Annotated in this window: 20 protein-coding genes and 1 pseudogene; 7 read left to right on the forward strand and 14 right to left on the reverse strand. The window is 66.6% G+C overall.

Features of this window, described 5'->3' with window-relative positions:
• Positions 1 to 30 precede the first annotated feature (30 nt).
• The 3 genes from QFZ47_RS21535 to QFZ47_RS21545 all read left to right on the forward strand — a co-directional run bounded on the left by QFZ47_RS21535 (position 31) and on the right by QFZ47_RS21545 (position 2517).
• On the forward strand, positions 31 to 945 hold the full coding sequence (locus QFZ47_RS21535; RefSeq protein WP_307657565.1) for an amino acid ABC transporter substrate-binding protein: 915 nt from the start codon (positions 31 to 33) through the stop codon (positions 943 to 945).
• A gap of 13 nt (positions 946 to 958) precedes the next feature.
• Positions 959 to 1612 (forward strand): aspartate/glutamate racemase family protein, encoded by a 654-nt coding sequence (locus QFZ47_RS21540; RefSeq protein WP_307657566.1) that lies wholly within the window; start codon positions 959 to 961, stop codon positions 1610 to 1612.
• 80 nt (positions 1613 to 1692) lie between these two features.
• Positions 1693 to 2517, forward strand: coding sequence for an undecaprenyl-diphosphate phosphatase (locus QFZ47_RS21545; RefSeq protein WP_307657567.1), 825 nt, complete (start codon positions 1693 to 1695; stop codon positions 2515 to 2517).
• A gap of 89 nt (positions 2518 to 2606) precedes the next feature.
• Here QFZ47_RS21545 and QFZ47_RS21550 read toward each other — a convergent pair whose 3' ends face one another.
• Both QFZ47_RS21550 and QFZ47_RS21555 read right to left on the reverse strand, forming a co-directional pair.
• Complete coding sequence (locus QFZ47_RS21550; RefSeq protein ID WP_307657568.1) at positions 2607 to 3284, reverse strand: response regulator transcription factor; 678 nt, start codon at positions 3282 to 3284, stop codon at positions 2607 to 2609.
• A gap of 183 nt (positions 3285 to 3467) precedes the next feature.
• Entirely contained in the window at positions 3468 to 5372 is a 1905-nt protein-coding gene (locus QFZ47_RS21555) for a sensor histidine kinase (RefSeq protein ID WP_307657569.1), read from the reverse strand.
• 742 nt (positions 5373 to 6114) lie between these two features.
• Between QFZ47_RS21555 and QFZ47_RS21560 the strand changes: the two genes are divergently transcribed.
• Entirely contained in the window at positions 6115 to 7449 is a 1335-nt protein-coding gene (locus tag QFZ47_RS21560) for a YadA family autotransporter adhesin (protein ID WP_307657570.1), read from the forward strand.
• 31 nt (positions 7450 to 7480) lie between these two features.
• Here the strand turns inward: QFZ47_RS21560 and QFZ47_RS21565 are convergent, their stop codons facing one another.
• From QFZ47_RS21565 to mutS, 4 genes are read right to left on the reverse strand one after another with little or no spacing between them, the layout of a single operon-like run.
• A complete protein-coding gene (locus QFZ47_RS21565) occupies positions 7481 to 8188 on the reverse strand; it encodes a response regulator transcription factor (protein WP_307657571.1) in 708 nt (235 codons plus the stop codon).
• 55 nt (positions 8189 to 8243) lie between these two features.
• Complete coding sequence (locus QFZ47_RS21570; protein ID WP_307657572.1) at positions 8244 to 9053, reverse strand: alpha/beta fold hydrolase; 810 nt, start codon at positions 9051 to 9053, stop codon at positions 8244 to 8246.
• 14 nt (positions 9054 to 9067) lie between these two features.
• On the reverse strand, positions 9068 to 9907 hold the full coding sequence (locus QFZ47_RS21575) for a proteasome-type protease (protein ID WP_307657573.1): 840 nt from the start codon (positions 9905 to 9907) through the stop codon (positions 9068 to 9070).
• A 27-nt stretch (positions 9908 to 9934) separates the two neighbouring features.
• Positions 9935 to 12592, reverse strand: a complete 2658-nt coding sequence (gene mutS, locus QFZ47_RS21580; protein ID WP_307657574.1) for a DNA mismatch repair protein MutS — start codon at positions 12590 to 12592, stop codon at positions 9935 to 9937.
• 101 nt (positions 12593 to 12693) lie between these two features.
• On the opposite strand from mutS, the gene QFZ47_RS21585 reads away from it, so the two are divergent.
• Both QFZ47_RS21585 and QFZ47_RS21590 read left to right on the forward strand, forming a co-directional pair.
• Entirely contained in the window at positions 12694 to 13317 is a 624-nt protein-coding gene (locus tag QFZ47_RS21585; RefSeq protein WP_307657575.1) for a hypothetical protein, read from the forward strand.
• Between the two features lie 36 nt (positions 13318 to 13353).
• Positions 13354 to 14331, forward strand: a complete 978-nt coding sequence (locus QFZ47_RS21590; RefSeq protein WP_307657576.1) for a magnesium and cobalt transport protein CorA — start codon at positions 13354 to 13356, stop codon at positions 14329 to 14331.
• A 133-nt stretch (positions 14332 to 14464) separates the two neighbouring features.
• Here the strand turns inward: QFZ47_RS21590 and QFZ47_RS21595 are convergent.
• The 4 genes and pseudogenes from QFZ47_RS21595 to QFZ47_RS21610 form a co-directional block, all read right to left on the reverse strand.
• Positions 14465 to 15305 (reverse strand): annotated as a pseudogene (locus QFZ47_RS21595) (siderophore-interacting protein).
• Positions 15306 to 15320: 15 nt separating this feature from the next.
• Positions 15321 to 15917, reverse strand: a complete 597-nt coding sequence (locus QFZ47_RS21600) for a PadR family transcriptional regulator (RefSeq protein WP_307657577.1) — start codon at positions 15915 to 15917, stop codon at positions 15321 to 15323.
• Positions 15918 to 16069: 152 nt separating this feature from the next.
• On the reverse strand, positions 16070 to 16897 hold the full coding sequence (locus QFZ47_RS21605; RefSeq protein ID WP_307657578.1) for an HDOD domain-containing protein: 828 nt from the start codon (positions 16895 to 16897) through the stop codon (positions 16070 to 16072).
• A gap of 164 nt (positions 16898 to 17061) precedes the next feature.
• Positions 17062 to 17916 (reverse strand): AraC family transcriptional regulator, encoded by an 855-nt coding sequence (locus QFZ47_RS21610; RefSeq protein ID WP_307657579.1) that lies wholly within the window; start codon positions 17914 to 17916, stop codon positions 17062 to 17064.
• A 127-nt stretch (positions 17917 to 18043) separates the two neighbouring features.
• Between QFZ47_RS21610 and QFZ47_RS21615 the strand changes: the two genes are divergently transcribed.
• A complete protein-coding gene (locus QFZ47_RS21615) occupies positions 18044 to 19471 on the forward strand; it encodes an MFS transporter (RefSeq protein ID WP_307657580.1) in 1428 nt (475 codons plus the stop codon).
• Between the two features lie 33 nt (positions 19472 to 19504).
• Here QFZ47_RS21615 and QFZ47_RS21620 read toward each other — a convergent pair whose 3' ends face one another.
• The 4 genes from QFZ47_RS21620 to QFZ47_RS21635 all read right to left on the reverse strand — a co-directional run bounded on the left by QFZ47_RS21620 (position 19505) and on the right by QFZ47_RS21635 (position 24247).
• Positions 19505 to 20821 (reverse strand): sulfatase family protein, encoded by a 1317-nt coding sequence (locus QFZ47_RS21620; protein ID WP_307657581.1) that lies wholly within the window; start codon positions 20819 to 20821, stop codon positions 19505 to 19507.
• Positions 20822 to 20835: 14 nt separating this feature from the next.
• Positions 20836 to 21828: a Bug family tripartite tricarboxylate transporter substrate binding protein gene (locus QFZ47_RS21625; RefSeq protein ID WP_370880602.1), complete on the reverse strand. Its 993-nt coding sequence runs from the start codon at positions 21826 to 21828 to the stop codon at positions 20836 to 20838.
• Between the two features lie 46 nt (positions 21829 to 21874).
• Positions 21875 to 22873: a Bug family tripartite tricarboxylate transporter substrate binding protein gene (locus tag QFZ47_RS21630; RefSeq protein WP_307657582.1), complete on the reverse strand. Its 999-nt coding sequence runs from the start codon at positions 22871 to 22873 to the stop codon at positions 21875 to 21877.
• A 117-nt stretch (positions 22874 to 22990) separates the two neighbouring features.
• The gene (locus QFZ47_RS21635; protein WP_307657583.1) at positions 22991 to 24247 is read right to left on the reverse strand and encodes a tripartite tricarboxylate transporter substrate binding protein; all 1257 of its coding nucleotides are present in this window, start codon (positions 24245 to 24247) and stop codon (positions 22991 to 22993) included.
• Positions 24248 to 24362 lie beyond the last annotated feature (115 nt).

Consider the following 24362-nt stretch of genomic DNA (forward strand, 5'->3'; position numbering starts at 1 on the left):
TTCTTCAACCGCCGTTCCGAGGAGCGCTTCATGCCCAAGCTTCGTCTGCCGATCCCTTTCGGTGCTGCCGCTCTCGCGGTGGCCTTCGCCATCCTGTTGCCGCACGTGGCTGCGCAGGCCCAGGAGAGCGACACACTCGCCAAGATCAAGGCGAGCGGCGCCATCACCTTCGGCTACCGCGAGTCGTCGTTCGGCTTCTCCTACCTCGACGGCAACCTGAAGCCGGTGGGCTACAGCATCGAGATCTGCAACCGCATCGTCGAGGCGGTGAAGACCGAGCTCAAGCTGCCGGCGGTCGAGATCAAGTACCAGGCCGTGACCTCGGCCAACCGCATTCCGCTGGTGCAGAACGGCACGGTCGACATCGAGTGCGGCTCCACCACCAACCTGGTCGAGCGCCAGAAGCAGGTGGCGTTCTCGCCCGACATCTTCCGCTACAACGTGCGCATGCTGGTGAAGGCCGATTCGGGCATCAGGAGCATTGCCGACCTGCAGGGAAAGACGGTGGTCACCACCACCGGCACCACCTCGTTCCGCCTGCTGCGCGAGGCCGACAAGGGCCGCAACCTCGAGGTCAACAACCTGGGCGGCAAGGACCACAGCGACTCCTTCCTGCTGGTGGAAAGCGGCCGTGCGCAGGCCTTTGTGCTCGACGACATCCTGCTGGCCGGCCAGATCGCGAACGCGCGTAATCCGAAAGATTTCATCATCACCGGCGAGAGCCTGCGCACCGAGAACCAGTCGCTCATGTTCCGCAAGGACGACCCGGCCTTCAAGGCGCTGGTGGACCGCGTGGTGTCGGGCATGATGAAGTCGGGCGAGATGGAGAAGCTCTACAACAAGTGGTTCATGTCGCCGATTCCGCCCAAGGGCATCAACATCAACTATCCGCTCAACGCCGAGACGAAGGAGGCCTTTGCCAACCCGTCGTCCAAGGGCATCTGACCATCGTTCCCGCATGACCCGCATCGCATTGATCCACGCGCTCTCGCACTCGGTCGCGCCCATCAACGCCGCCTTCGAGCGCGACTGGCCCGAGGCGGTGCGCATGAACCTGCTGGACGACAGCCTCTCGGCCGACCTGGCGCGCGGCGGCCGCGGGCTCGACGCGGCCATGCACGAGCGCTTTCAGCGGCTCGCTCAGTACGCGGTCGACACGGGTGCAGAGGGCATCCTCTTCACCTGCTCGGCCTTCGGCCCATGCATCGAGGCCGTGGCGCGGCGGCATGCGGGCATTGCGGTGCTCAAGCCCAACGAGGCCATGGTGGCCGAGGCGGCACAAGGACAGGGCCGGCTCGGGCTCATCGCAACGTTCGCGGCCACGCTGGTGTCGATGCCGCCGGAGTTTCCGCCCGGCATCGCGCTCGAACCCGTGCTGGCCGAAGGCGCGCTCGACGCGCTGAACGCCGGCGACACGCAGCGCCACGACGCGCTGATCGCCGCCCAGGCGGCGGCGCTGCGCGAGCGCGGCTGCACGCGCATTGCGCTCGCGCAGTTCAGCATGGCGCGCGCGCGCGCCGCCTGCGAAGCGGCCAGCGGCCTGCCGATTCTCACCACCGTCGACAGCGCGGTGCGCGCGTTGCGGAGGCGCACGGATCAAGCGCCGCGATAAAGCCCGCGAACGCCAGGGGACAGCTGAACCCGGCCTGACTCGATGCCTCGCCATAATTGGTGCTCTTTAAAGGAGTAAGCGTGGACATCGTTTTGCTGGTGAAGGCCGCCGTCATGGGCATCGTCGAGGGGCTGACCGAGTTTCTGCCGATCTCGTCGACAGGGCATCTGATTCTTGCGGGCTCGCTGCTCGGTTTCGACGACGACAAGGCCAAGGTGTTCGACATTGCCATCCAGACAGGAGCGATCTTCGCGGTGATCCTGGTGTATTGGCAGAAGATCCACGCCACCGTGGTGGCGCTGCCGAGGCAGCCCAAGGCAAGGCGCCTTGCCATCAACGTGGTGCTCGGATTCATCCCCGCCGTGGTGCTGGGCCTCGTGTTCGGCAAGATGATCAAGGCGCACCTGTTCACCCCGGTGGTCGTGGCAAGCACCTTCATCATCGGCGGCTTCATCATCCTCTGGGCCGAGAAGCGGCCGCCGGGCTCGGTGCGCATCGAGCATGTCGACGACATGACGATGTGGGACGCCCTCAAGGTCGGCCTGGTGCAGTGCTTCGCGATGATCCCGGGCACCAGCCGCAGCGGCTCGACCATCATCGGCGGCATGCTGCTGGGCCTGTCGCGCCAGGCGGCCACCGACTTCTCGTTCTTCCTGGCCATTCCGACACTGATCGGCGCCGGTGCCTACAGCCTCTACAAGGAGCGCGCGCTGCTGTCGGTGGCCGACATTCCGCTGTTCTCCGTGGGGCTGGTGTTTTCCTTCATCAGCGCCTGGCTCTGCGTGCGCTGGCTGCTGAAGTACATCAGCACGCATGACTTCATTCCGTTTGCCTGGTACCGCATCGCCTTCGGCATCGTGGTGCTGGCCACGGCGTGGACCGGCACGGTGGTCTGGGCGGAGTAAGCGCAGCTGCACGGCAGGCAGGCAGGCAGGCAGTTCAGGCTGCCGCTGCTGCGAACACGCGAGGCACTTGATTCGGCCGGCGCCGGCTTTCAGCGCAGCAACATGGGCCCGCTGGCCATGTGCGCCGCCTCGCTGCGCGAGCCGAGCGCCAGCTTTCTGTAGATGCCCTTGATGCGGCATTCGACCGCCAGCCGGGGCATGGCAAGTGCTTCGGCGATGCCGCGGTGGCCGAGCCCCTGCACCACGAGTTCGAGCATCTTGCGTTCTTGCGGCGTCAGCGCCGCGTCGGGAATCGACGATGAATCGGCCGCGTGCCCCGCATGCCATGCGAGCACACGCCGTGCAATGGCCGGATCGATCGGTGCGCCGCCCTGCTCGATGCTGCGCAGGCCGATGCTCAGTTCGAGGTCGTCGCGCTCCTTCAGGAGATAGGCCACCGCGCCTGCGCGAAGCGCTGAAAAAATCGCATCTTCGCTGCGGGAGGCGGAAATGGCCACGGCCGGCACCTGCGGGTGATGCGACTGCAGCCACTCGATGAACTCGATGCCGCTGTCGCCAGGCAAGCCGATGTCCACCAGCACGACGCCGAAGCTCGGCCTCTCGAGCAATTGCATGGCCATCTCGCCATCGCCTGCCCAGGCGATTTGCGGCTCGTCGCATCCGAGGGTCGACAGGATGTAGCGCAAACGTTCCTGTATCGCCGTGTCGTTTTCGACCACGAGCGCCGGGCTCAGGCAGACGGCTTCGACGGGTTCCGGAGAGAACATTTGGATGGCATTCTGGGGCTGTGGCCGAAATACTGGGACGTTTCGACTTATTTTCTACGAATGTTGTCGCAATTCATATTCGTGTTCTCCGGTTTGCCCATGCCTTGGTCAGGGCCTTGCATCGCTGGCCTGGCGCGGGTGGCGCCGCCGGTCCGGCGAACCCCAGGACCAAGAGGCGGGCGCTCAGGCCGCGGATGCCAGCGGCATCCGCAGCGCCAGTTGTGTCTGGCCGGGCCGCGAATGCAGTTGCAGGTCGGCCTCCAGGCGGCGCGCACGCGCGCGCAGGCTGCGCAAGCCCGCGCCGGCACCCTTGTCGGCACCATCCACCGCAAAGCCGCGGCCGTCGTCGCGCACGCTGAGCAGCAATTCGGCGCCGGCGCGCGTCACCGCCACATCCACGCGGCGGCTTGCGCTGTGCTTGAGCACATTGGTCAGTGCTTCCTGCAGAAAACGCAGCAGGTCCAGGCTCTGCGAGGCGGTGAGTTCGAGCGTCTCGATGTTCGACACCTGCCAGCGGCAGTCGATGCCATTGGCGTCGAGCAACTGGGAGGTGCGGTGCCGCAGAGGCGCGAGCAGTTCGCCGAATGTCCGGACGCCGTCGTGGCGGCCCGTGGCCTCGATGATCAGCCGCAGGTCGTCGCGCAGGCGCTTGAGCATGGCAAGCAGTTCGGGGGCGCAGAGGTTCTCGGGCTTGCGTTCGAGCGTTGCGATGCTGCCGACCAGCATGCCGCCCAACCCGTCGTGCAGGTCGCTTGCGAGGTTGACGCGCTCGGCGATGCGCGCATGCGTGAGCTCGAGCGCATGCTGCTGCGCGAGCGTGGCGGCCAGTTCGGCCTTGGCGGCGTTCACTTCCTCGATCAGCTCGGTGTTGAAGTTCTCGATGCGTTTCAGGCTTTGCACGAAGCGTCCGGCCTGGGTCAGCGCCATGCCGAGCAGCAAGCCGTACGATGACATCGTCGTGTAGTAGATGTTGCTGTCGATCACCTGGGTGAACACCAGCAGGTCGTGCGCGCCGGTCACCGCCGACAGGGCCATGAAGGGCGCAAGGGAACGCATCGGGCTGTTTCGATGGCGCAAGGCGTGAATCAGCGCGGCGCTGTTCACGGCAATGATCGTGAGGCCGCCCACCAGCGTCCAGAGTGCGCGGTGAGCGAGCAGGTCCGCGGAGGCGGCGAGCCACAGGTCGAGCACGCCGGCCACCGCGATCAGCAGCGCAATGCCTTCCAGGCGCGGCATGCGCCGCTCGCAGAAGCGCAGCGCGAAGACGACGTAGGACACGCTGAAGAGCAGCAGCAGTGAGGTGTTCAATGCCTGCCAGCTGTGGTTGCTCGCAAACGGCCAGGGGCTGGTTGCGATCTGGTTGTAGCCGAACAGGAGCCACAGCACCGACATCAGCGCGAACCAGCCATACGCCGTCTCGCGCCGGCGCATGGCCCACAGCGCGGCGAAGAAAGCCGAAACCGCGGCGCTCACCGCGAGGCCAAGCATCTGAAGATCGCGGCGCAAGAGCCGCTCCTGCTCGTAGTCCGCCTGCATCGCCGCGGGTGCGCCGAGGCTGACCGGACCGAGGCCGGCCTGGTAGGCGGACAGGCCCGCGACGCGTATCAGCAGCGTGTTGCGGCCCGCCTGCAGCAGCGGCGGCGCCAGCAGCCAGTAGCGCGGGCTGTTCCAGGCGCGTGTCAGCGGTTCGACCAGGCTCTCGTCGCGCCAGATGGGGGTGCCGTTGAGCGACACCGCGCCGGCCATGTTGAGGTAGTGCAGCAGCAAGCCGACCTCGGTGACCTGCGCGGGCTGGTCCCAGGTCAGCCGGTACCAGACCACGCCGTCGAAGCCGGGCCAGCGCGCGGCCCAGCTGTCGGGCAGGGCGACGGGCGTCCAGCCATCGGCCGGCGGGGTGGCCTCGTCCCAGCCGGTGCCGCGCACGGCTTCGACATGGAATTCAGGGGCGGGCTGCGCCTGCGCCATGCCGGCCGCGACGAGCAGAGCAAGAAAGAGGAAGCAGGCGCCGATCCGTGCAGCAAGCCATGCCGCGAGGCCAGGGCGCGCGAGTCGGCGGCCAGCCTGCGGCGGAGATTCTTCGTATGGCATTTACCAGCTTTCGGGGATGGCTTGGTCGGGACGGGAAAGACACACTTAGTCTTACTTGTTTTATTTGCTTTCAAGAAAGAAGTCCATGCCCCCACGAATCCATGCGCACGGCGTCCGCGGAAGTGCGCACAAGGCATCCACCAGAAAAGAGCGGCTGGCGCGCGCCTTCCGGCATCTGCCGGTGGTTGCGCTGCTGGTCGGGGGAAGCGCTTACGCGGCGGGGTTTGCCGATGGTGTCGCGGGCGGCGTCGGCCCGGCGAATTCCGGTGGGACCGGAGGGGCCGGCGGCGCCGCGGCCGTTGTCTCGGGAGACGGGGCTGCCGCACTCGGTGCGGGCGGTGATGGCGGCGGGGGCGCTGCTGGCGGCACCGGCGGCGCGGGCGGGGCAGGAGCCCGCGCAACCGCAGGCGGCGCGACAGGCATTGGCGGTGGCGGCAGCGGCGGGGCAGGTCTTGCAAGTGGCATAGGGGGCGCGGGCGGTACCGGGGCAGGCGCAACCGCAGCAGGCGCCACAGCCATTGGCAGCGGAGGTGGCGGTGGCGAGGGTAGTGCGGGCGGCACGGGTGGTGCCGGAGGGCGCGGCGCCCAGGCTTCGGCTGGAGGCGCCATCGCCCTCGGTGCAGGTGGCACGGGCGGTGAGGGCTGCTGTGGGAGCGTCCAGCAGCAAGGTGGCAACGGCGCGCAGGCCACGGGGGAGGCCGCGATCGCTATCGGGAGCGCCTCCGGCACCAGGGCCGGCGCCGTGGCATCCGGGAATGGCAGCACCGCGATCGGCGGCGCAGGCAACGGTGCTTCGGGAGCGGCTGCGCTGGCGACCGGCAGCGTGGCGATCGGGTCCGGCAGCCAGGTCGCGAGCGGCGCGAGCGGCAGCGTGGCCATCGGCGGAAATTCCGTCGCCACGGCAGCCAACACGGTTTCCTTCGGCTCCGTCGGACAGACGCGTGGCCTGGTCAACGTCAGTGCCGGATCGGTGACGGCCACGAGCACCGACGCCGTCAACGGCGGCCAGTTGTACTCCGTGCAACAAGCCGCCAACGCTGCGTCCAACGCTGCAGACGTGGCTCAAGCAACTGCCAGCGCCGCAACGGGCACGGCGGTTCTTGCCCAGACGGCGGCGGTGGCAGCCCAGGGCACGGCGAACACCGCCCTGGGCGTGGCGAACAATTCGGTTCAGTATGGTCCGGGCGGTACGAGCGTCAGCCTGAATGCCAACGACGGCGCGGGAACCACGCTCAACAACGTGCGTGCCGGCACGGCCGCGACGGATGCCGCCAACGTCGGGCAGGTCCGGCAGGCGGAACAGGGCGCTGTCACGGCCTCCAACAGCTTCACGATGCAGCAAGTGACCGCACTGCAGAGCGTCATGAACCAGGCCCTTGCCAACGGCCTGTGCAGCTTCAGCGGGGGCAGCGTGACCTGCGGCACGGGCAGCAAGGCCACCGGTGCGGGTGCCACGGCGATGGGTACCAATGCCATTGCCGACGGGGAGGGCACCACCGCCGTGGGCAGCGGCGCCGAGGCCCGCCATGCCGGCTCGGTGGCCATCGGCGCAGGCGCCAAGGCCCTGGCCGATCCCACCACCGCCGTGGGCAACAACGCGGTGGCCACCGGCAACAACGCCGTGGCGCTGGGTGCCAACACGCTGGCCACGGGCAGCAATGCGGTCGCGCTGGGCCAGGGTTCGGTGGCGGATCGCGACAACACCGTGTCGGTGGGCAACGCGGCCACCGGGCAGTTGCGCGGCATTGCGAATGTCGCTCCGGGCCTGCTGGGCACCGATGCCGTCAACGTCAACCAACTGCAGCAGGCGGTGAGCAACGCGACCAGCCAGGCAAACGCCTTTGCCGCAAAAGGCGTGGCAGCGGCACTGGCCATGCCGTCGATGCCGGCCCTGCCGGCGGGCAGGAAATGGATGGGTGCCGCCGTGGGCAACTACGCCGGCGCATCGGCCATCGGCTTCGCTTTCGGCTACCAGGTCAACGACAACCTGAACCTGGGCCTGGGTGTCTCCACTGCAACCAGCAGCGGCAGCAGCAACCGCATTGCCGCTCGCCTGCAGGCGGGCTATGCATGGTGAGGCGCGCAGAAAGAACGCGGGCAGTCGCCGATCAGTGCAGCAAGCCGTGCCTCCGGGCCTGATAGACGGCCTCGGTGCGAGAGCTGACGGCCAGCTTGCGGTAGATGTTCTTGGTGTGGCATTCCACGGTCAGCCTGGAGATCGACAGCGATTCGGCCATGTCGCGGTTGCTCAGCCCCTGCGCCACGAGCTCGAGGATCTTGCGCTCTCGCGGGGTGAGGGCGACGGGCAGCGGGGCGGGTGCATCGGCCACCGACACTGCGGGTAGCAACGGCCGCTGCGCTGCAAGCCAACCAAGGATGTGGCGCGCGATGGCCGGATCGATCGGCGAGCCCCCTTGCTCGATGCTGCGCAGCGCAATGCCCAGTTCGAGATCGTCGCGTTCCTTCAGCAGGTAGCCGATGGCGCCGGCGCGCAGCGCCGCGAAGATGGTTTCCTCGGTCCGCCAGGCCGAGATCACCACCGCGGGCACCTTGGGATGCAGTGTCTGCATCCAGTCGATCAGCTCGACCCCGCTGCCGTCCGGCAGGCCGATGTCGACCAGTGCGATGCCAAAGCTCCGAGCGTCGAGCAGCTCCTTGGCCGTGGCAATGCTGTCGGCCCAGGCGATCTGCGGCTCGCCGCCGCCGAGCGTGGACAGCACGCGGCCCAGGCGCTCGCGCATCGCCGGGTCGTCTTCGACCACCAGCGAGGGATTCAGGAAAACGGCTTCGATGGCTTCGGATGGAGAAATGGACATGTGGTCGGCATTCTCATTCTGATCGGAGGCAGGGCCGGCAGGTTGTTTTGCCGATTCAGCCCATCAGGTTGCGCAGCGCCGCCTCGACGGCCGCCGCGGTGGCCAGCGGCTTTTCCATGGGAAACAGGTGCGTGCCGTCGAGCATGGCGATGCGGCCCTTGGTGACCTGCTCGGTCATTGCCATGCCCACCTGCTTCATCTCCGCGGACTGCCGCCCGCCAATGAAGGCCGCCTTGCACTTGAGCGGATGGCGGCGCAGCAGGGCGCCCAGGTTGTGGGGCAGGGTGTTGTAGATGGCCGTTTCCACGTCGCGGTCGAAACTCAGCGCGCGCGTGTCTTCGCTCGCGAAGGTGCCGTGGTCGATGTAGTCGTGCAGCACCTGCTCGTCCCACCTGGCAAAGGCCTTCTTGCTGCGGAAGTGCTCGAACACCGCTTCCCGGTGCGCCCAGCTGTTCTTGCGCTTGCGGCTGATGGCGCCGGGCGACACGGTCTTCATCAACGGAGTGCGCTTCACGATGTTCAGCGTGTTCGCGCGCCAACCGCCGAGGATCGGCGAATCGAGCAGCACCACGCCGCGTGCGAGCGCCGGATGCAGCGCGGCGCACATCAGGCTCAGGAATCCGCCAAGCGAATGGCCGACCAGGAACACCGGGCCGCCCGCGCGATCGGCCTGCTGCTGCGCGAAGTCGGCCAGCTGCTGCACCAGGTGCGGCCAGTTGTCGGTGACGGGGTACTTCGGGTCGTGCCCGAATTTCTCGATCGCATCGACCTCGAAGCCGCGGTTGCGCAGGCTGTCGAGAACGACGCGGTAGGTGCTCGCAGGAAAGCTGTTGCCGTGCGAGAAGACGACCGGGGGCATCGGCATGGCCGCGGTCGGCTTCAGATGAGCTTTTCGTCGGGTGTCGAGATCTTGCGCAGCGCGCTGTGCCGCGTGGCCGGCATCTTCAGCGGGTGCTCGGTGGCGGAGTCGTCCCACACCGGGTCCTCGATGCTGTCGAACACCTCGCGCAGCTTCTGGCCCCAGCTGTTGTGCATCATGCGGTAGTAGGGGTTGTCGGCGTCGATGCAGATCACGCGGTCGGTCTCGAGCTTGTTGGCCTCGTACACCACCAGGTCGAGCGGCAGGCCCACCGAGAGGTTCGACTTCATGGTCGAGTCCATCGACACCAGCGCGCACTTGGCGGCTTCGTCGAGCGGGGTTTCGGGCGTGAGCACGCGGTCGAGCACCGGCTTGCCGTACTTCGATTCGCCGACCTGGAAGTAGGGCGTCTCGGTGGTGGCCTCGATGAAGTTGCCGGCCGCGTAGACCAGGAACAGGCGCATGCCTTCGCCCTTGACCTGCCCGCCGAAGATGAAGGACACGTTGAAGTCCAGCCCCGCGTGCTTGAGCGCCTCGGCATCGCGGTCGTACACGTGGCGCACGGCGGAGCCGAGCACGCGCGCGGCATCGAACATGCTCTTGGCGTTCCAGATGGTGATGGGGTCGCCCTGCGATCCGTCTTCGCGCGTTTCGCGCAGTTCCTCGATCTGCAGGATTTCACGCACCGACTGCGAGATGCTCAGGTTGCCCGAGGACAGCAGCACCATGACGCGGTCGCCCGGCTGCTCATAGACGATCATCTTGCGGAAGGTGCTGATGTGGTCCACGCCCGCATTGGTGCGCGAGTCGGAAAGAAACACCAGGCCGGCGTTGAGTTTGATGCCTACGCAATAAGTCATTTTTTCATCTCGCACGAAGGATGCCTGCTACGCGGCGCCGCGTTCGCGTGTGTTCAGTTTTTGTAAGGCATAGAGCGCGTCGAGCGCCTCCCGTGGCGTCATCGCATCGGGGTCGAGCGCGGCCAGGGCGGATTCTACGGCGCTGGCCATGGGCGTTTCGGCCACCGGCGGCGGGGCGAACAGGTCGACCTGCGCACGCGTCTGGGCGTGCTGCGACTCCAGCGCCTCGAGCGCCTGCCGCGCATGGTTGACCACCGCGGCCGGCATGCCGGCGAGCCGCGCCACCTGGATGCCGTAGCTCTTGCTGGCCGGGCCGGGCTGCATTTCGTGCAGGAACACGATGTCGCGGCCTGCTTCGGTGGCGCTCACGTGCATGTTCACGGCGCAGTGGTGCGTGGCCGGGAATTCGGTCAGCTCGAAGTAGTGGGTGGCAAACAGCGTGAAGGCCTTGCTGCGGTCGTGCAGCTGGGCCGCGATGCCGGCGGCCAGCGCCAACCCGTCGAAGGTGCTGGTGCCGCGGCCGATTTCGTCCATCAGCACCAGCGACTGGGCGGTGGCGCTGTGCAAAATTTGCGCGGCCTCGGTCATCTCGAGCATGAAGGTCGACTGCGCGTTGGCCAGGTCGTCCGCGGCGCCGATGCGGGTGTGAATCGCGTCGATCGGCCCGAGCCGGCAGGCCGCCGCCGGCACGTGCGAGCCGACGGAGGCCAGCAGCACGATGATCGCCACCTGCCGCATGTAGGTCGACTTGCCGCCCATGTTGGGGCCGGTGATCACCTGCATGCGCTGCTGCGGCCCCAGCTGCGTGTCGTTGGCGATGAAGCCGCCCGATGACTTTTCGGCCAGCCGCGCTTCCACCACCGGATGGCGGCCCTGCTGGATCTCGATGCAGGGGTGCGAGACGAAGCTCGGCGCGCGCCAGTGCAGCGTGTGCGAGCGCTCGGCCAGCGCGCACAGCGCGTCGAGCGTGGCAATGGCGCCGGCCAGCTGCGTGAGCGCGGGCACCGAGGGCTGCAGCGCGTCGAGCAATTGCTCGTAGAGCCACTTCTCGCGTGCGAGGGCCCGGTCTTGCGCACTCAGCGCCTTGTCCTCGAAGGCTTTCAGTTCCGGCGTGATGAAGCGCTCGGCGTTCTTCAGCGTCTGGCGGCGGCGGTAGTTGTCGGGCACCTTCGAGAGCGCGCTTTGCGTCACCTCGATGTAGAAGCCGTGCACGCGATTGAACTGCACGCGCAGATTGCTGATGCCGGTGCGCTCGCGTTCGCTGACTTCGAGTTTCAGCAGGAAGTCGTCGCAGTTGTCGCTGATGGCGCGCAGTTCGTCGAGCTCGGCGTCGTGGCCGGTGGCAATCACGCCGCCGTCGCGCACCAGCGCCGCGGGGTCGGGCTTGATCGCGCTCACCAGCAGATCGGCGCAGCCCGGGGGCGGCGCGAGCCGTTCGATGATGCGGCCCAGCAGCTCGCCGGACGCCGGAAGCGCCGGCGCCAGCTGCTCGGCCTTTGCGAGCGCGAGGCGCAGTGCCAGCAGCTCGCGCGGGCGCACTTGCCTGAGCGCGATGCGCGCCGCGATGCGTTCCACGTCGCTGGTGTTCTTGAGCTGCTCGCGCAAGGTGCGCCAGGGCGCAGCCGTGCCGCCCAGCACCGTGGACTGGAGCCCGGCAATGGCTTCGAGCCGGGCCTGCGCCTCGCTGCGGTCGCGCCGCGGCGACAGCAACCAGCGCTTCACGAGGCGGCTGCCCATGCCCGTCATGCAGGTGTCGAGCAGCGAGAACAGGGTGGGCGAATCTTCGCCGCGCAGCGTCTGCACCAGTTCGAGATTGCGCCGCGTGGTGGGCGGCAGCTCGATCAGGTCGCCGTCGCGCTCCACCGAAAGGCGCTGCACGTGCGAGAGCGCGCGGCCCTGCGTGTGCTCGGCGTAGCCCAGCAGCGCAGCCGCGGCGGCATGCGCGTTGGCGAGCGATTCGGCGTTCCAGGCGGCCAGGCTGTTGCTGCCCATCTGCTCGCTGAGCTTGCGCTCGCCCAGGCCGCCATCGAACTGCCACGCAGGGCGGATCGAGAGCGTGAAAGGCGTGGCCGCGCGCGCGGCCTTCAGGCGTTGCTCGAAGGCCGGCGTCACCTCGGCGCTGTAGAGCAGCTCGCTCGGCGCGATGCGCGCGATCCAGGCTTCGAGTGCGTCGGCCGGGCATTCGGCCAGCCGCAGCTCGGCGCCGGTCACGCTGAGCCAGGCCAGTCCGCAGAAGTTGCGCGTGCCCGCATGCACCGCGAGCAGCAGCGATTCGCTCTTGTCGTTGAGCAGTTCGGAGTCGGTCAGCGTGCCGGGCGTGACCACCCGCACCACCTTGCGTTCGACCGGTCCCTTGCTGGCACCGACTTCGCCCACCTGCTCGCAGATGGCCACCGATTCGCCCAGCTTGATGAGCCGCGCCAAATAGGTGTCGACCGCGTGGAAGGGCACGCCGCACATCACCACCGGCTGGCCGGCCGACTGGCCGCGCTGCGTGAGCGTGATGTCGAGCAGGCGCGCGGCCTTTTCGGCGTCGGCCCAGAACAGCTCGTAGAAATCGCCCATCCGGTAGAACAGCAGGGTGTCCGGATGGTTCGCCTTGAGGCCCAGGTACTGCGACATCATGGGCGTGTGCCCGGAGAAGTCGCTGATCGAGGGGGAGGGTTGCGCAGTCGTCGTATTCACTCGGACGATTATCGGGGACGGCGGACGGCTCGGCCGGCGGACAGCCCGCCGCTTTAAAATCCGCCAGCGCGAACCCAGCGTGAAGAACAAACAAGGCGCCCATGGCCCATCCGGACGAAATCAAAGGCCCTGAAGCGGACGCGCTGCCCGACACCGCCACCTTGCCCGCGGAACTCGCCGCGCTGTACCTCTGCATCTCGCCGGCCCAGCTCGCCGACCTGCGCAAGTCGAAACGGCCCGAGGGGCGCGCGGGCAACGGCCCCTCCATCATCAAACCCGTGGAAGGCGGCCCGGCGGGCCCCAAGGACCCGGTGCTCTACAAGCTCGGCACCCTGCGCGAGTTTGCGAAGGCGCACGCCGCTCCCTCCGCCTTCGACGGCGCGCTGAACTCCGGCATGCCAGGCTGGGTGTCCGCCAAGCTGCCGTTCTTTGCCGAGCGCGAACCCCGCATCAAGCGCGGCAAGCGCGTGCTCATCGGCGGCGCCTGGGATCGGGCGGACCCCCTGCGCGAGAAACGCTTCAAGGAGTTGGCGAAGGGCCGCATCCGCTTCACGTCACTGACATGCGCCGAAGCCGCCGCAAGCCTGTGGGCCGATGTTGCAAGCCACTCTGCGTTCGCTGAAAGAGGCCTCGCCCTGCTCAGGAGCGAGACGCAGGCCATCGAGGCCGCGCTGGCCGAGACCGCCCAATTGGCCGCGGCTTCGAGTCCGGATGCGGCGGGCTGACCCGCCTCCTGCAAGTTCGAACAGGGACGAGCACCGATGCTGATCAACTGCGTGGCCTACGAGAACGGCGCCAAGCTCGCCGACATTCCGGTCGAGGACATCAGCGAGTACATCTCCCGGCCCGGGTGCTTCGTCTGGGTGGCGCTGAGCGACGCCACGCCGGAAGAGCTGGCCCAGATGCAGGACGAATTCAACCTGCACCCGCTGGCGGTGGAAGACGCCCACCACGGCCACCAGCGTCCCAAGGTCGAGGAATACGGCGATTCACTCTTTGTGGTGATGCATCTCGTCGAGCCCTCGCCCGAGGGCGAGCATTGCGTGAACGTGGGCGAGGTCGACGTGTTCGTCGGCCGCAACTACGTGCTCTCGGTGCGCAACCGCAGCCAGCAGGGCTTCCTGGGTGTGCGCGAGCGCTGCGAGCGCGAGCCCGAACTGCTGCGCAACGGCGCGGGCTTTGTGCTGTATGCGCTGATGGATGCGGTGGTCGACCGCTATTTTCCCGTCATCGATGCGCTCGAGGTGGAGCTCGAATCCATCGAGCAGCAGATCTTCACGCAGGGCGGCGCGGCGCGCGACAAGATCAAGCAGCTCTATGACCTGAAGCGGCGCAGCATGGTCCTCAAGCGCGCCGTGGCGCCGCTGGTCGAGGCGGCGGGCAAGCTGCACGGCGGGCGGGTGCCGCAGATCTGCGTGACCTCGCAGGAATACTTTCGCGACGTGGCCGACCACCTGGGCCGCATCAACGGCTCCATCGACGCCATGCGCGACACCATCGGCACGGCCATTTCGGTGAACCTCTCGATGGTCACCATCGAGGAGAGCGAAGTCACCAAGCGGCTGGCGGCCTGGGCCAGCATCTTTGCGGTGTGCACCGCGTTCGCGGGCATCTGGGGCATGAACTTCGAGCACATGCCGGAGCTGAAATTCCGCTATGGCTATGCGGTGGCGCTGGGGCTGATTGCGGCCAGCTGCGGCTATCTCTACTACCGGTTCAGGCGCGCGGGCTGGCTCTGAGTTTTTCTTTCTCCCTCCCCTCCCGGGGGAGGGCAGGGGTGGGGGCTCGCGGCGCATCGAGCACCAGCGGCCTTGCAAATGCCGCGTGCCCCCATCCCAACCTTCCCCCGGAAGGGGAAGGAGCAAAGCGGGGTCACTCGTCGTGCGTGTCGTGCGTGGCCGCGGCGCCGCGCCGCCAGTAGCCCGAGGCGCGAATCCACTTCGGGTTGGCGCCGCGCTCGCCCACGAGGTGCGCGCGCAGCGCCTTCGCAATCGCCGATTCGCAACCCACCCATGCGTGGAAGTCGCCGGCCGGCAGCTTCATCGCCTTGAGCGCATCGAGCAGCACCGGGCTCAGGCCTGGCTCCGCGCCGTTGCGGTGCACCCAGTGCAGCGTGAGCTCCGCCTGCGTCTCGAACGGAACCTGGTCGGCTTCGCTGTCGACCTCGGCCAGCACCACCACGCGCGCACCAGCCGGCAACTCGGCCAGGCGGCGCGCGATGGCGGGCAGGGCGGTGTCGTCGCCGATCAGCAGGTGCCAGTCGAACGCCGTAGGCACGATGAACGAGCCGCGCGGGCCGCCCACGCCAAGCACGTCGCCGGGCTTGGCCTGCTCGGCCCATTGCGTGGCGGGGCCGGCGTCGTGCAGCGCGAAGTCGAGTTCCAGCGTGTTGACGCTGGCGTCATGGCGGCGCGGCGTGTAGTCGCGCATGGTCGGCCGGCCGCTCGCGGGCCACACCGGGCCGTCGGACCCCACGGTTGGTAGCGTGAGCTTGCCCGTCGTGGCATCGGGGAAAAAGATCTTTGCGTGGTCGTCGAAGCCCGGGCTCGCGAAGCCTTCGAGGTCGTCGCCCGTGAGCGTGATGCGGATCATGTGCGGCGTCACGCGCTGCACGGTCTTGACCGTGAGCTGGCGAAAGCGAAGCTCGTGGCGCACGCGGCGCGGGCGTGCGGTCCGGCGTATTCGAGGAAGCAGTGGTTGTGAAGTCGGTCATTTCAAAAGAGGAAGTTCAGATGCGTTCCAGCTGTTGTGCGGCGCTGTCGAGCACCGCGGCGAAATCGTGGGCTTGTTGTTCGGTGAGGGGAGCGCCCGAGAGGCGCATGCGCATCGCGAGCTTCAGGTTTTCGATGGCGCGCGTGACCTGCGGCGGGCGCCCGCCGCGCGGGCCGGCGCCGTCGACGCCGCCGTTCATGCGGGCCATCATGGCGTCGGCCGTGTCGCGGTTGGCAGCCAGGAATTCCTGGCCGCTCGCGGTGATGCTGTAGCGCTTGCGCCCGCCGGTGTCGGCCGTTTCCACGCTCAGGTAGCCCATTTCTTCGAGCAGCGTGAGGGTGGGGTAGACCACCCCGGGGCTTGGCGCGTAGCTGCCGCCGAGGCGGTCTTCGATGGCCTTGATGAGCTCGTAGCCGTGGGCCGGCTTGTCGGCGATGAGCTGCAGCAGCACGAAGCGCAGGCCACCGTGGCCGAACACTCGCCCGCCGCCGCGTCCGCCGCGGCCTCCATGCATGCGCTCTTCGCCGCCGTGGCCGCCCGAGAGGCCGTCTTCGTGCTCGCCACGGGGGGCGTGGCAGTGGGGATGGTGGTGGCTGAAGTGGAAATGTCGCATATCGGTGTCCTCTCGAGGTATATCGAAATTATTTTCGATATATCTAAAAAAGTCAAACGACTCTGCCTGCCGCATCACTGCGGCGCATCCTCTGCGGGTAAGGCGAGTTGGACGAGGCCTGGGCAAACGGGCGGCCGGCGCCCGTCCGGCGATCAGGCGATCATCGATTCCAGGTCGGATGCCAGCTCGCGCGGCGTGGGCATTTCCTGCATCACATCTTCGGAAAGGCCGATCGCGTCCGCCGACTGGGCTGGCCAGACGTGCTGTGCGTTACCAATGCGCAGCCCTTCGCGCTCCAGCGCGACGCGCCAGACCGCGAGGTGCAGCACGTTGGCCAGGGGGTCGACCTGCTCGGCCTCCATCGGGTTGGCGAACGAGGAGAGGGCGCTGACGAACTCGGGCGCGAATTCCCAGCGGGCAGCCAGCCGGGCGCCGACCTCGCCGTAGTGGAAACCGAACTTCTGCCGTTCGACCTCGAGCCGCCCCATGCGGTCGAAGGGATGCGCGGCGTTGAGCAGCGCCATTTGCGGCTTCATTGCGCCGGCCATGATCAGGTGGCCGATGGCGTGCATGCTGCCGACGGTGAATGCCAGGCTCTGGTCCACGCGGCGGGTCTTGCCTGCGAGGTAGCGGGCCACCGCGGCCACGCGCAGGCTGTGCGACCAGAAGGCCGGCAGGTGCACGCCGTCGACCTTGCGGAACGTGCCGGTCAGGCCCGAGCTCACCACCAGGGAGCGGATCGAGGAGAAACCCAGCAGCTGGATTGCGTCCTGGATCGACAGGATCTTGCGGCGCAGCCCAAAATACGGCGAATTGGCCATGCGCAGCACCCGGGCGGTCAGCACCTGGTCGAGCTCGATCTTGCGTGCCACCACGGAAATCGCGGCGTCTTCGTTGCGAAGGAGCTCGATGAGATCGAACACCACCTTGGGCACCGTGGGAAGCAAATGGCTGTCGGTAAACAGTTCGTCCAGGGTCATGGTGATCTCGGGCTGTAGTTTTTCGCTGCCGGGATTGTCCTGCAACCTTAGTGTTACATGTTGATGTCTTCGGGGATCGAGCCCGTTGCTATGTTCCGATTGCAGACTTTCAGCAACAGCCAAGCAGGAACTGGGCTATGTCTATGCCCGATGGACTGGTGGGCCTACCGGCGAGCGTCAACTTCGTAGAGTGACAACAATTTGCTGGGAGGCATTCCCACCAAGCGTGTGACCATCCCGGAGAACGCACTCGCGCTTGAGTAGCCAAGTTCAGTTGCGATGCGCGACATGGGCATGCGTTGGGCGGACAGCGTCAAAGCCCGAGCCAGCATGACTTGCTGGCGCCAGCTGGCGAAGCTCGTACCGATTTCCCTGCGAAACAGTCGCGCGATCGTGCTGGCGCTGGCGCCGGCTTCGCGCGCCAACAGATCAAGCGATTGATCACGAGTTGGATCGGCCAAGAACGATTCGCAAAATGCTCGCAAGCGCCTGTCCAGGGGCAGGACGATGCCCAAGGGCAAGGTTTGCGCAGCGCGCATCTCGCTCAGCACCAACGCGCACATGCTTCGATAGCGCTCGAGGTCGGTCGATTGGGAATCCTCGGTCGCCAACTGACGTACGAGTTCCAAGAGCAGCGGACGCACCTCGATCACGCGGCAGCTACTCCATATGGGATGCACAGTGGATCGCGACGTCGTGGGGCCAGAGATTCCCCGCGGTTGGTGAACATACACCGAGTGCAAATCGGCATCCTCAAGAACCGTGGCAGCGTGCTCCACATTGCTGGGGATCCAGACGGCTCGCTTCGGTGGGAGCACAAAAGCCGCACCCGAAGTCATGACCCGTGCAACGCCCGCGCTCGAAAAGACCATCTGCGCCCAGTGATGCTGGTGGGGAAGCACGTGGGTGTTGGCGCGCAAAAGCCTTGACTTCACCCGCACAGGCTGCCGGGCGGTGGGCGTGAACGGCTGCGAGTCCAGCGGCTGAATGACTTGAAGGTGCGTCCGAGGGCGTGCCATAAATTCGATAGAAATTGAATTTCTATCGCAATTACATCACGGGACTTGTCAATAAAGTCTCCCTGCGCCTCAACAAATCCTTTGCGGTCCTGCGGGACTGCAGGACACACAAAGAAGGAGTCAGGGAGTGAATCTGAAAATACAAGCTGACCACGGCCAAAGGACAGTCGCATCTCAAGAAGGACACGCGGGCGCTGCACTTGGCAAAGAACACCGGCGGGTGATTCTTGTTCTGATCGTGGGTGTCTTCTTGCCGCTCCTGGACGCCACGGCCGTAAACATTGCGCTGGGTCAAATTAGCATCGAACTGGCCGCTTCTTTGGCATCGCTCCAGTGGGTAGCTACGGCTTACACGCTTGCTGCGGCTGGAGTTGTTCCTTTGTCAGCTTGGGCTGCAAATCGATTGGGCGCCAAGCGGATGTGGATTGCTGGCTTGGGCATCTTTTTGGCTGGATCGATCTCGTCCGCGCTTGCATGGAGCGCAAGCAGCCTCGTGGCGTTTCGGATACTCCAAGGGATTGGTGCAGGGTTGTTGATGCCAATCATGCAGACCGTCCTTGTGAGATCGGTCGGGCAACAGAATGCCAAGATCGCGCTGGCCACGATGGCCATTCCATCGGTCATTGCCCCGATCCTTGGTCCGCTGTTGGGTGGGCTTGCCCTGCACTTTGGTGGTTGGCGCTATATATTCCTGCTCAATATTCCGTTGTGCCTTGTCGGCATTTGCTTGGCACTCCGCAATCTTCGAGCAGACGAAGACTACACAGAATCGCCCTTTGATGGCATCGGTTTTCTGCTCTTGTGTCCGGGCATCGCTCTGACCGTTTACGGATTTTCCGCTTTAGGGGAAGCCAGCGGCGGCGCCTTGGCAGCAGCCTGGATGTTGGGGGTCCCGGGCATCGCCTTGATCGCAGGTTTCGTTCTCTATGTGAAGAAGTTTGCGACTCACCCGTTGATCGATCTCAGCTTGTTCAGCATGCCGTCGTTCCGGTCGTCCGCATGGCTGCTGTTTCTGTCGAGCATGGTGTTTTACGGTGGGCTGCTGATATTGCCACTGTATTTTTTACAGAGATGCGGGTTCGGAACGATCGAAACGAGCGTGCTGCTTGCGTTTCAAGGAATCGGTGCGATGGCGTCGCGCCGCTACTTGGCTGCGCTGCCTCAACGATTTGGAACAGGCGGATTGGCAGTGGCCTCGGCTGCAGTGGCGATCGTAGGAACCATTCCCTTCCTTTGGCCATCTGGTGCGGCACATATTGTCCTATTGGCTGCATCCGTGGTGATGCGAGGTGCAGGCCTCGGCCTGCTTACGATCCTGGCGTTGTCAACTGCTTATCGTGATGTCGATCGCTCACGTATTGCGGACGCCAGCGCTGCCACACGGATATTGACGAATCTTGGGGCGTCGGTCGGCACTGCCGGTGTGTTGGCAGTGCTTCAATACGGGAAGCAGACCAGCACAGTCAATTCAGAACAAGCGGGATTCATTCTGGCGTTTGTCTTTTTGCTGGCCATTTCGCTGGTCTGTGCGCTACCGGCCGCAAAACTGAGATAGGGCCTTAGTAGCTACCAAGAATCCTACGAACCCTCAGCGCTGCGGCATGTCCTTGACCGAATACCCCAGGCTCACAGTCGCATCCTCCGGAATCGCCGGCATCGTCGCATTCCACGCCAGCCAGTCTTCCCGCATGGTCGCCAGCCGCTGCGGCTCCTTCTTCCCGAGGTTCGCCCGCTCCCGCTCGTCCGCCGGAATGTTGAACAGGTACTCGTTGCCGTCGACCTTCAGGTACTTCCAGTCGCCGTCGCGCATGGCCTGCTGCCCGCGGTGGTTCATGCGCCAGTGCAGCGGACGGCGGAAGCTGTGCTTCGCGTCCTTCAGCACGGGCATCAGCGAGACGCCGTCGAGCGGGTAGGCCGCATCGGCCTTCACGCCGGCCGCGTCGAGCATGGTGGCGGACCAGTCCATGGTCATGCACAACTGCCTGCTCTCGCCGCCCTTGGCAATCACCGCGGGCCAGTGCGCGATCCATGGCACGCGGATGCCGCCTTCGGTCAGGTCCATCTTGCCGCCCACCAGCGGCCAGTTGTCGGAGAAGCGCTCGCCGCCGTTGTCGCTGGTGAACACCACCAGCGTGTTGTCGGCCATGCCGTGCTTCTCGAGCGCGGCCATGATCCAGCCGATGCCTTCGTCCATGTGATGGATCATGCGGCGGTACACGTGGATGTTGCCGCCGGCCAGGTCGAACAGGTTGTCCTTCACGGTGGGCGCCTTCTCGGCGTCGTCGCGCGTTTCCCACGGCCAGTGCGGCGCGGTGTAGTGCAGGCTCAGGAAGAAGGGCGCGTCCTGCTTGGACATGCGCTCTACGTAGTCCACGGCGCGCTTCGAGAGGATGTCGGTGAGGTAGCCCTCTTCCTTCTTGTCTTCCTCGCCGGACCACAGGTCGTGGCGGCCGGTGGAGTCGCAGTGGGTGAAGTAGTCGACGCCGCCCGACATCGGCCCGAAGAATTCGTCATACCCCGAGCGCAGCGGCCCGAAGGTGGGCGGGTAGCCCAGGTGCCACTTGCCGATGAGCGCGGTCTGGTAGCCGCCGGCCTTCAGCAGCGAGGGCAGCGTGGGGTGGTCGGTCGGCAGGCCGAGCGTGGTGCTGCCGCGGCTCTTGCTGTTGATGGGCTCCTCGGCCGCGCCGCGCAGCCGGTATTGGTAGCGCGCGGTGATCATCGCGAAGCGCGTGGGCGAGCACACGGGCGAATTCGAATAGCCCTGCGTGAGCTTCAGGCCATTGGCCGCCAGGCCGTCGAGCACGAGCGACACGGGGCCGAATGCGGCATCTCGGCCGCCATAGCAGCCGAGGTCGGCATAGCCGAGGTCGTCGGCCACGATGAAGATGATGTTGGGTCTGGTCATGTCTCTTTGGAGGTTCAGGGCTGGTAGCCGGACTTCTGGACAACCGGAGCCCACTGCGCGCGGTAGGCCTTGAGCATCGCCATCGTCTGCGCCTGCGTGCTCACCACCGGCGTCATGCCGGCGTCCTTGAACTTGCGCTGCGTATCCGGGTCCTGCATGACTTCGCGGATGGTGGCGGCCAGGCGCTCGGCCTTGGCCTTGGGCATGCTCGCGGGCGCGAAGAAGGTGTTCCAGCCAGTGGCGGCCAGGTCGAGGCCGGCTTCCTTGAAGGTCGGGATGTTCGGCGCGAAGGGCGAGCGCTTTTCGCCCGACAGCGCCAGGATGCGCAGCTTGCCGGCGTTGTGCTGCGGCAGCACCACGTCTTCGGTGTCGACGGAAATGGGCACCTGGCCACCGATCAGGTCGTTGAGCAGCGGGGCCGAGCCGCGGTAGCCGATCACCTGCGTCTGCACCTTGGCCTTCTCGCCCACCATCAGGCCGAAGAAGTGCGGCAGGCTGCCGGTCGCCGGCACGCCCACGTTGGCCTGGTTGGGGTTGGCGCGCATCCATGCCAGCAGGTGGTTCAGTTCGCGTACCGGCAGCGTGGGCGACACCGACAGCGCGAAGTCGTAGCTGTTGACGTGCGACACGGGCACGAAGTCGCGCTCGGCGTCGTAGTTGTTGTCCTTGAAGACGAGCGGCGCCACCACCATCACGGCCGGATTGGCGAGCATCAGCACGTTCTGGCTGGCGGGCGTGTTCTTGACCTGCTGCGCGGCAAGGCGGCCGCCCGCGCCGGGCTTGTTGTCGACGACGACCGGCACGCCCAGGCGTGCGCTGAGCTTGTCGCCGACGATGCGTGCCACGCGGTCGGTGGCGCCGCCGGGGGCGTAGCCGACGACGATGTGCAGCGGGCTGTCGAGCGCCTGCGCGCCCGCCATGGTGGACGTGGCGGCGATGGATGCCATGAAGCCGGCTGCGGCAAGCAGCGTGGCAAGGCGGCGGGTGATGGGGGTGGTTGTCGGCATGTCGGGGTTCCTCCTCGTTCGGTTGTTCGTTCGTTCGTTCGGTTGTTCAGTCGTTGGCCTGGAAATTCACGGCCTTCATGATGCCCGCCCAGCGTGCGGTGTCCTCGCGCATGGTCTTCAGCAGCGCCTCGCTGCCGTCGCCGACCGGGTACATGCCGTTCTGCAGCAGCAGCTGGCGCACCTCGCGCGCATTGACGGCCCGGGTGAATTCGGCACGCAGCTTGTCGATGACGGGCTGCGGCGTCTTGAGCGGCGCATAGTAGGCGAACCATGCGGTGGCCACCACGTCCTTGTAGCCGGCTTCGACGAAGCACGGCAGGTTGGGCATGAGCGGCGAGCGCTTCTCGCCGCTGGTGGCCAGCACCTTCACGCGGCCCGTGGGCAGCATCTGCTGCGCGCCGCCGACAGTGTCGAAGTAGACAGGCACGGTGCCGCCCATCAGGTCCTGCCGCGCGGGCGTGGAGCCGCGGTAGGGCACGTGCACCATCTTCAGCCCGGCCGTGCGGTTGAGCATCTCGCCCAGAAAGTGCGATGGCGTGCCCGCGCCGTAGGAACCGAAGCTCAGCTTGTCGCCCTGCGCCCTGGCCCAGGCAATGAACTCGGCCAGCGTGTTGGCGGGCACGTCCTTGTGCACGGTAAGCGCCAGCTCGAAGCGCGCCGCGTTGATGATCGGCACGAAATCCTTGACCGGGTCGTACGGGAGGCTGCGGTACGCGCTCGGGAACATGGTCATCATGCTGGCCGTGCCCAGCAGCAGCGTGTGGCCATCGGGCGCGGCCGTCTTGACGGTTTCCGCCGCAATGCGGCCCGCCGCACCCGCGCGGTTGTCGATGATGAGCGGGCCCAGCGAGTCGCGCACCTGCTGCGCGATGGCGCGCGTCAGCACGTCCTGCGTGCCGCCGGCGGGCACGCCGATCAGCACCTTGATGGGCTGGCCTGGCGTGAAGGCCTGCGCCTGCACATCGAGGGCGAGCGGCGCCAGTGCCAGCCCGCCCAGGGCGGCGAGTGCGCGGCGGCGGTCGAAGCTGGGAGCGGGTGTGGGCATGGGGCGGTGTCTCCGGGATCTTGTCGGTGTCGGGTTGGCGTTCGATGTCGAACGACTTTAGAGACGCTACAGTCGATTGATCTAATCAACCATCCCCCGGACCAGGGCCTGTTAACGCTATACAAGGGGTCGCGAAGCTCGCCACAGCCCGCCCATCAAGGCGCGTGACGCCGTGCGTGCGTCCGCACGCACAAGGAGCGCAACGCCGAGGGGCGGGCTGTGGCGAGCTTCCCTGCGGGTTGCTTCGCCAAGGGGCCGTCTGCGGCGTTGCCCGCGCTTGCAAGGCCAAAGCCTTGCTGCGCGCAGGGAAGAGGCCGTGCTGCCCAAGGCGGACCGGGGGCGCCGCGGCGCGGGCGGCATCAGTCCACCTTCATCCCGGTCGGCCTTGACGATGCGGCCGTAGCGCGCCTGGTTGATTGCCAGGTGCTCCACCGCGGGGCCGCCGGTCTCGCCGAGCGCCACCATGTCGAGCGAGGCCAGGCGCGACTTGAGCTCGGGCAGCGCCAGCGTCTTCTGCAGCGACTGGCGCAGCGTCTGCATCACCGGCTCGGGCGTGGCGGCCGGCACCATTGCGAGGTAGAGCACCTCGAACTCCAGATCCTTGAGGCCGAGTTCGCCCACCGTGGGCACCTCGGGCAGCAGCGGCGAGCGCTGGCGGCCGGTCACGGCCAGTGCACGCAGCTTGCCGGCCTGCACCTGCGGCAACAGGCCCGGCGTGGCGAGGATGCCGGCCTGCACCTCGCCGCTCATCAGCGCCATCACGGCCGGCGCATTGCCCTTGTAGGGCACGTGCGTGATCTTCGCGCCGGTCGCGGTCGAGAAGATACCGGCCGCAAGATGCCCCGGGCTGCCATTGCCGGCGGAACTGAAGGTGGCGGCCTCGGTCTTGGCCTGCGCGATGAAATCCGGCAGCGTCGTGGCCTTCACGGACGGCGCCACGCCGAAGCTCAGGCCCGACGAGCTGAAGATCATCAGCGGCTTCAGGGCGTTTGCCGCGAAGGGCATCGACGCATACAGGTGCGGATTGATGGTGAAGGTGCTGTCGATGCTCAGCAGCACCGTGTAGCCGTCGGCCGGGCTCTTGGCCACGAGGTCGGCGCCGATGTTGCCGCCAGCGCCGGGCCGGTTGTCGACCACGAAGGGCTGCTTGAGCTCCTTCTGGAGCACGTCGCCGAGTGCGCGGCCCAGGATGTCGAGCGGGCCGCCGGCCGGGAAGTTGGTGATGAATTTCACCGGCTTGGCGGGGTAGGCCGCGTCGGCCCGCGCGGCCGGGCTGCCGAGCGCGAGGGAAAGCGCGGCGCAGGCGGCGGTGGCAAGGGCCAGGCGGCGCGATGCGCCCGGGGCGTTCTTCTTTTTCAAGAAACCGGTGGTCATGTCTTTGTTTGTCTCCGTATCGAGGGCCACTCTAGAAGGGAGACCACGCCCGCACAACTGAAAGCTCTTCTGCCAGCTATTCCATCTGGTTATATTTGAACGGCCGCCCTACAGG

The sequence above is a fragment of the Variovorax paradoxus genome (assembly GCF_030815975.1).
GTDB lineage: Bacteria > Pseudomonadota > Gammaproteobacteria > Burkholderiales > Burkholderiaceae_C > Variovorax > Variovorax paradoxus_N.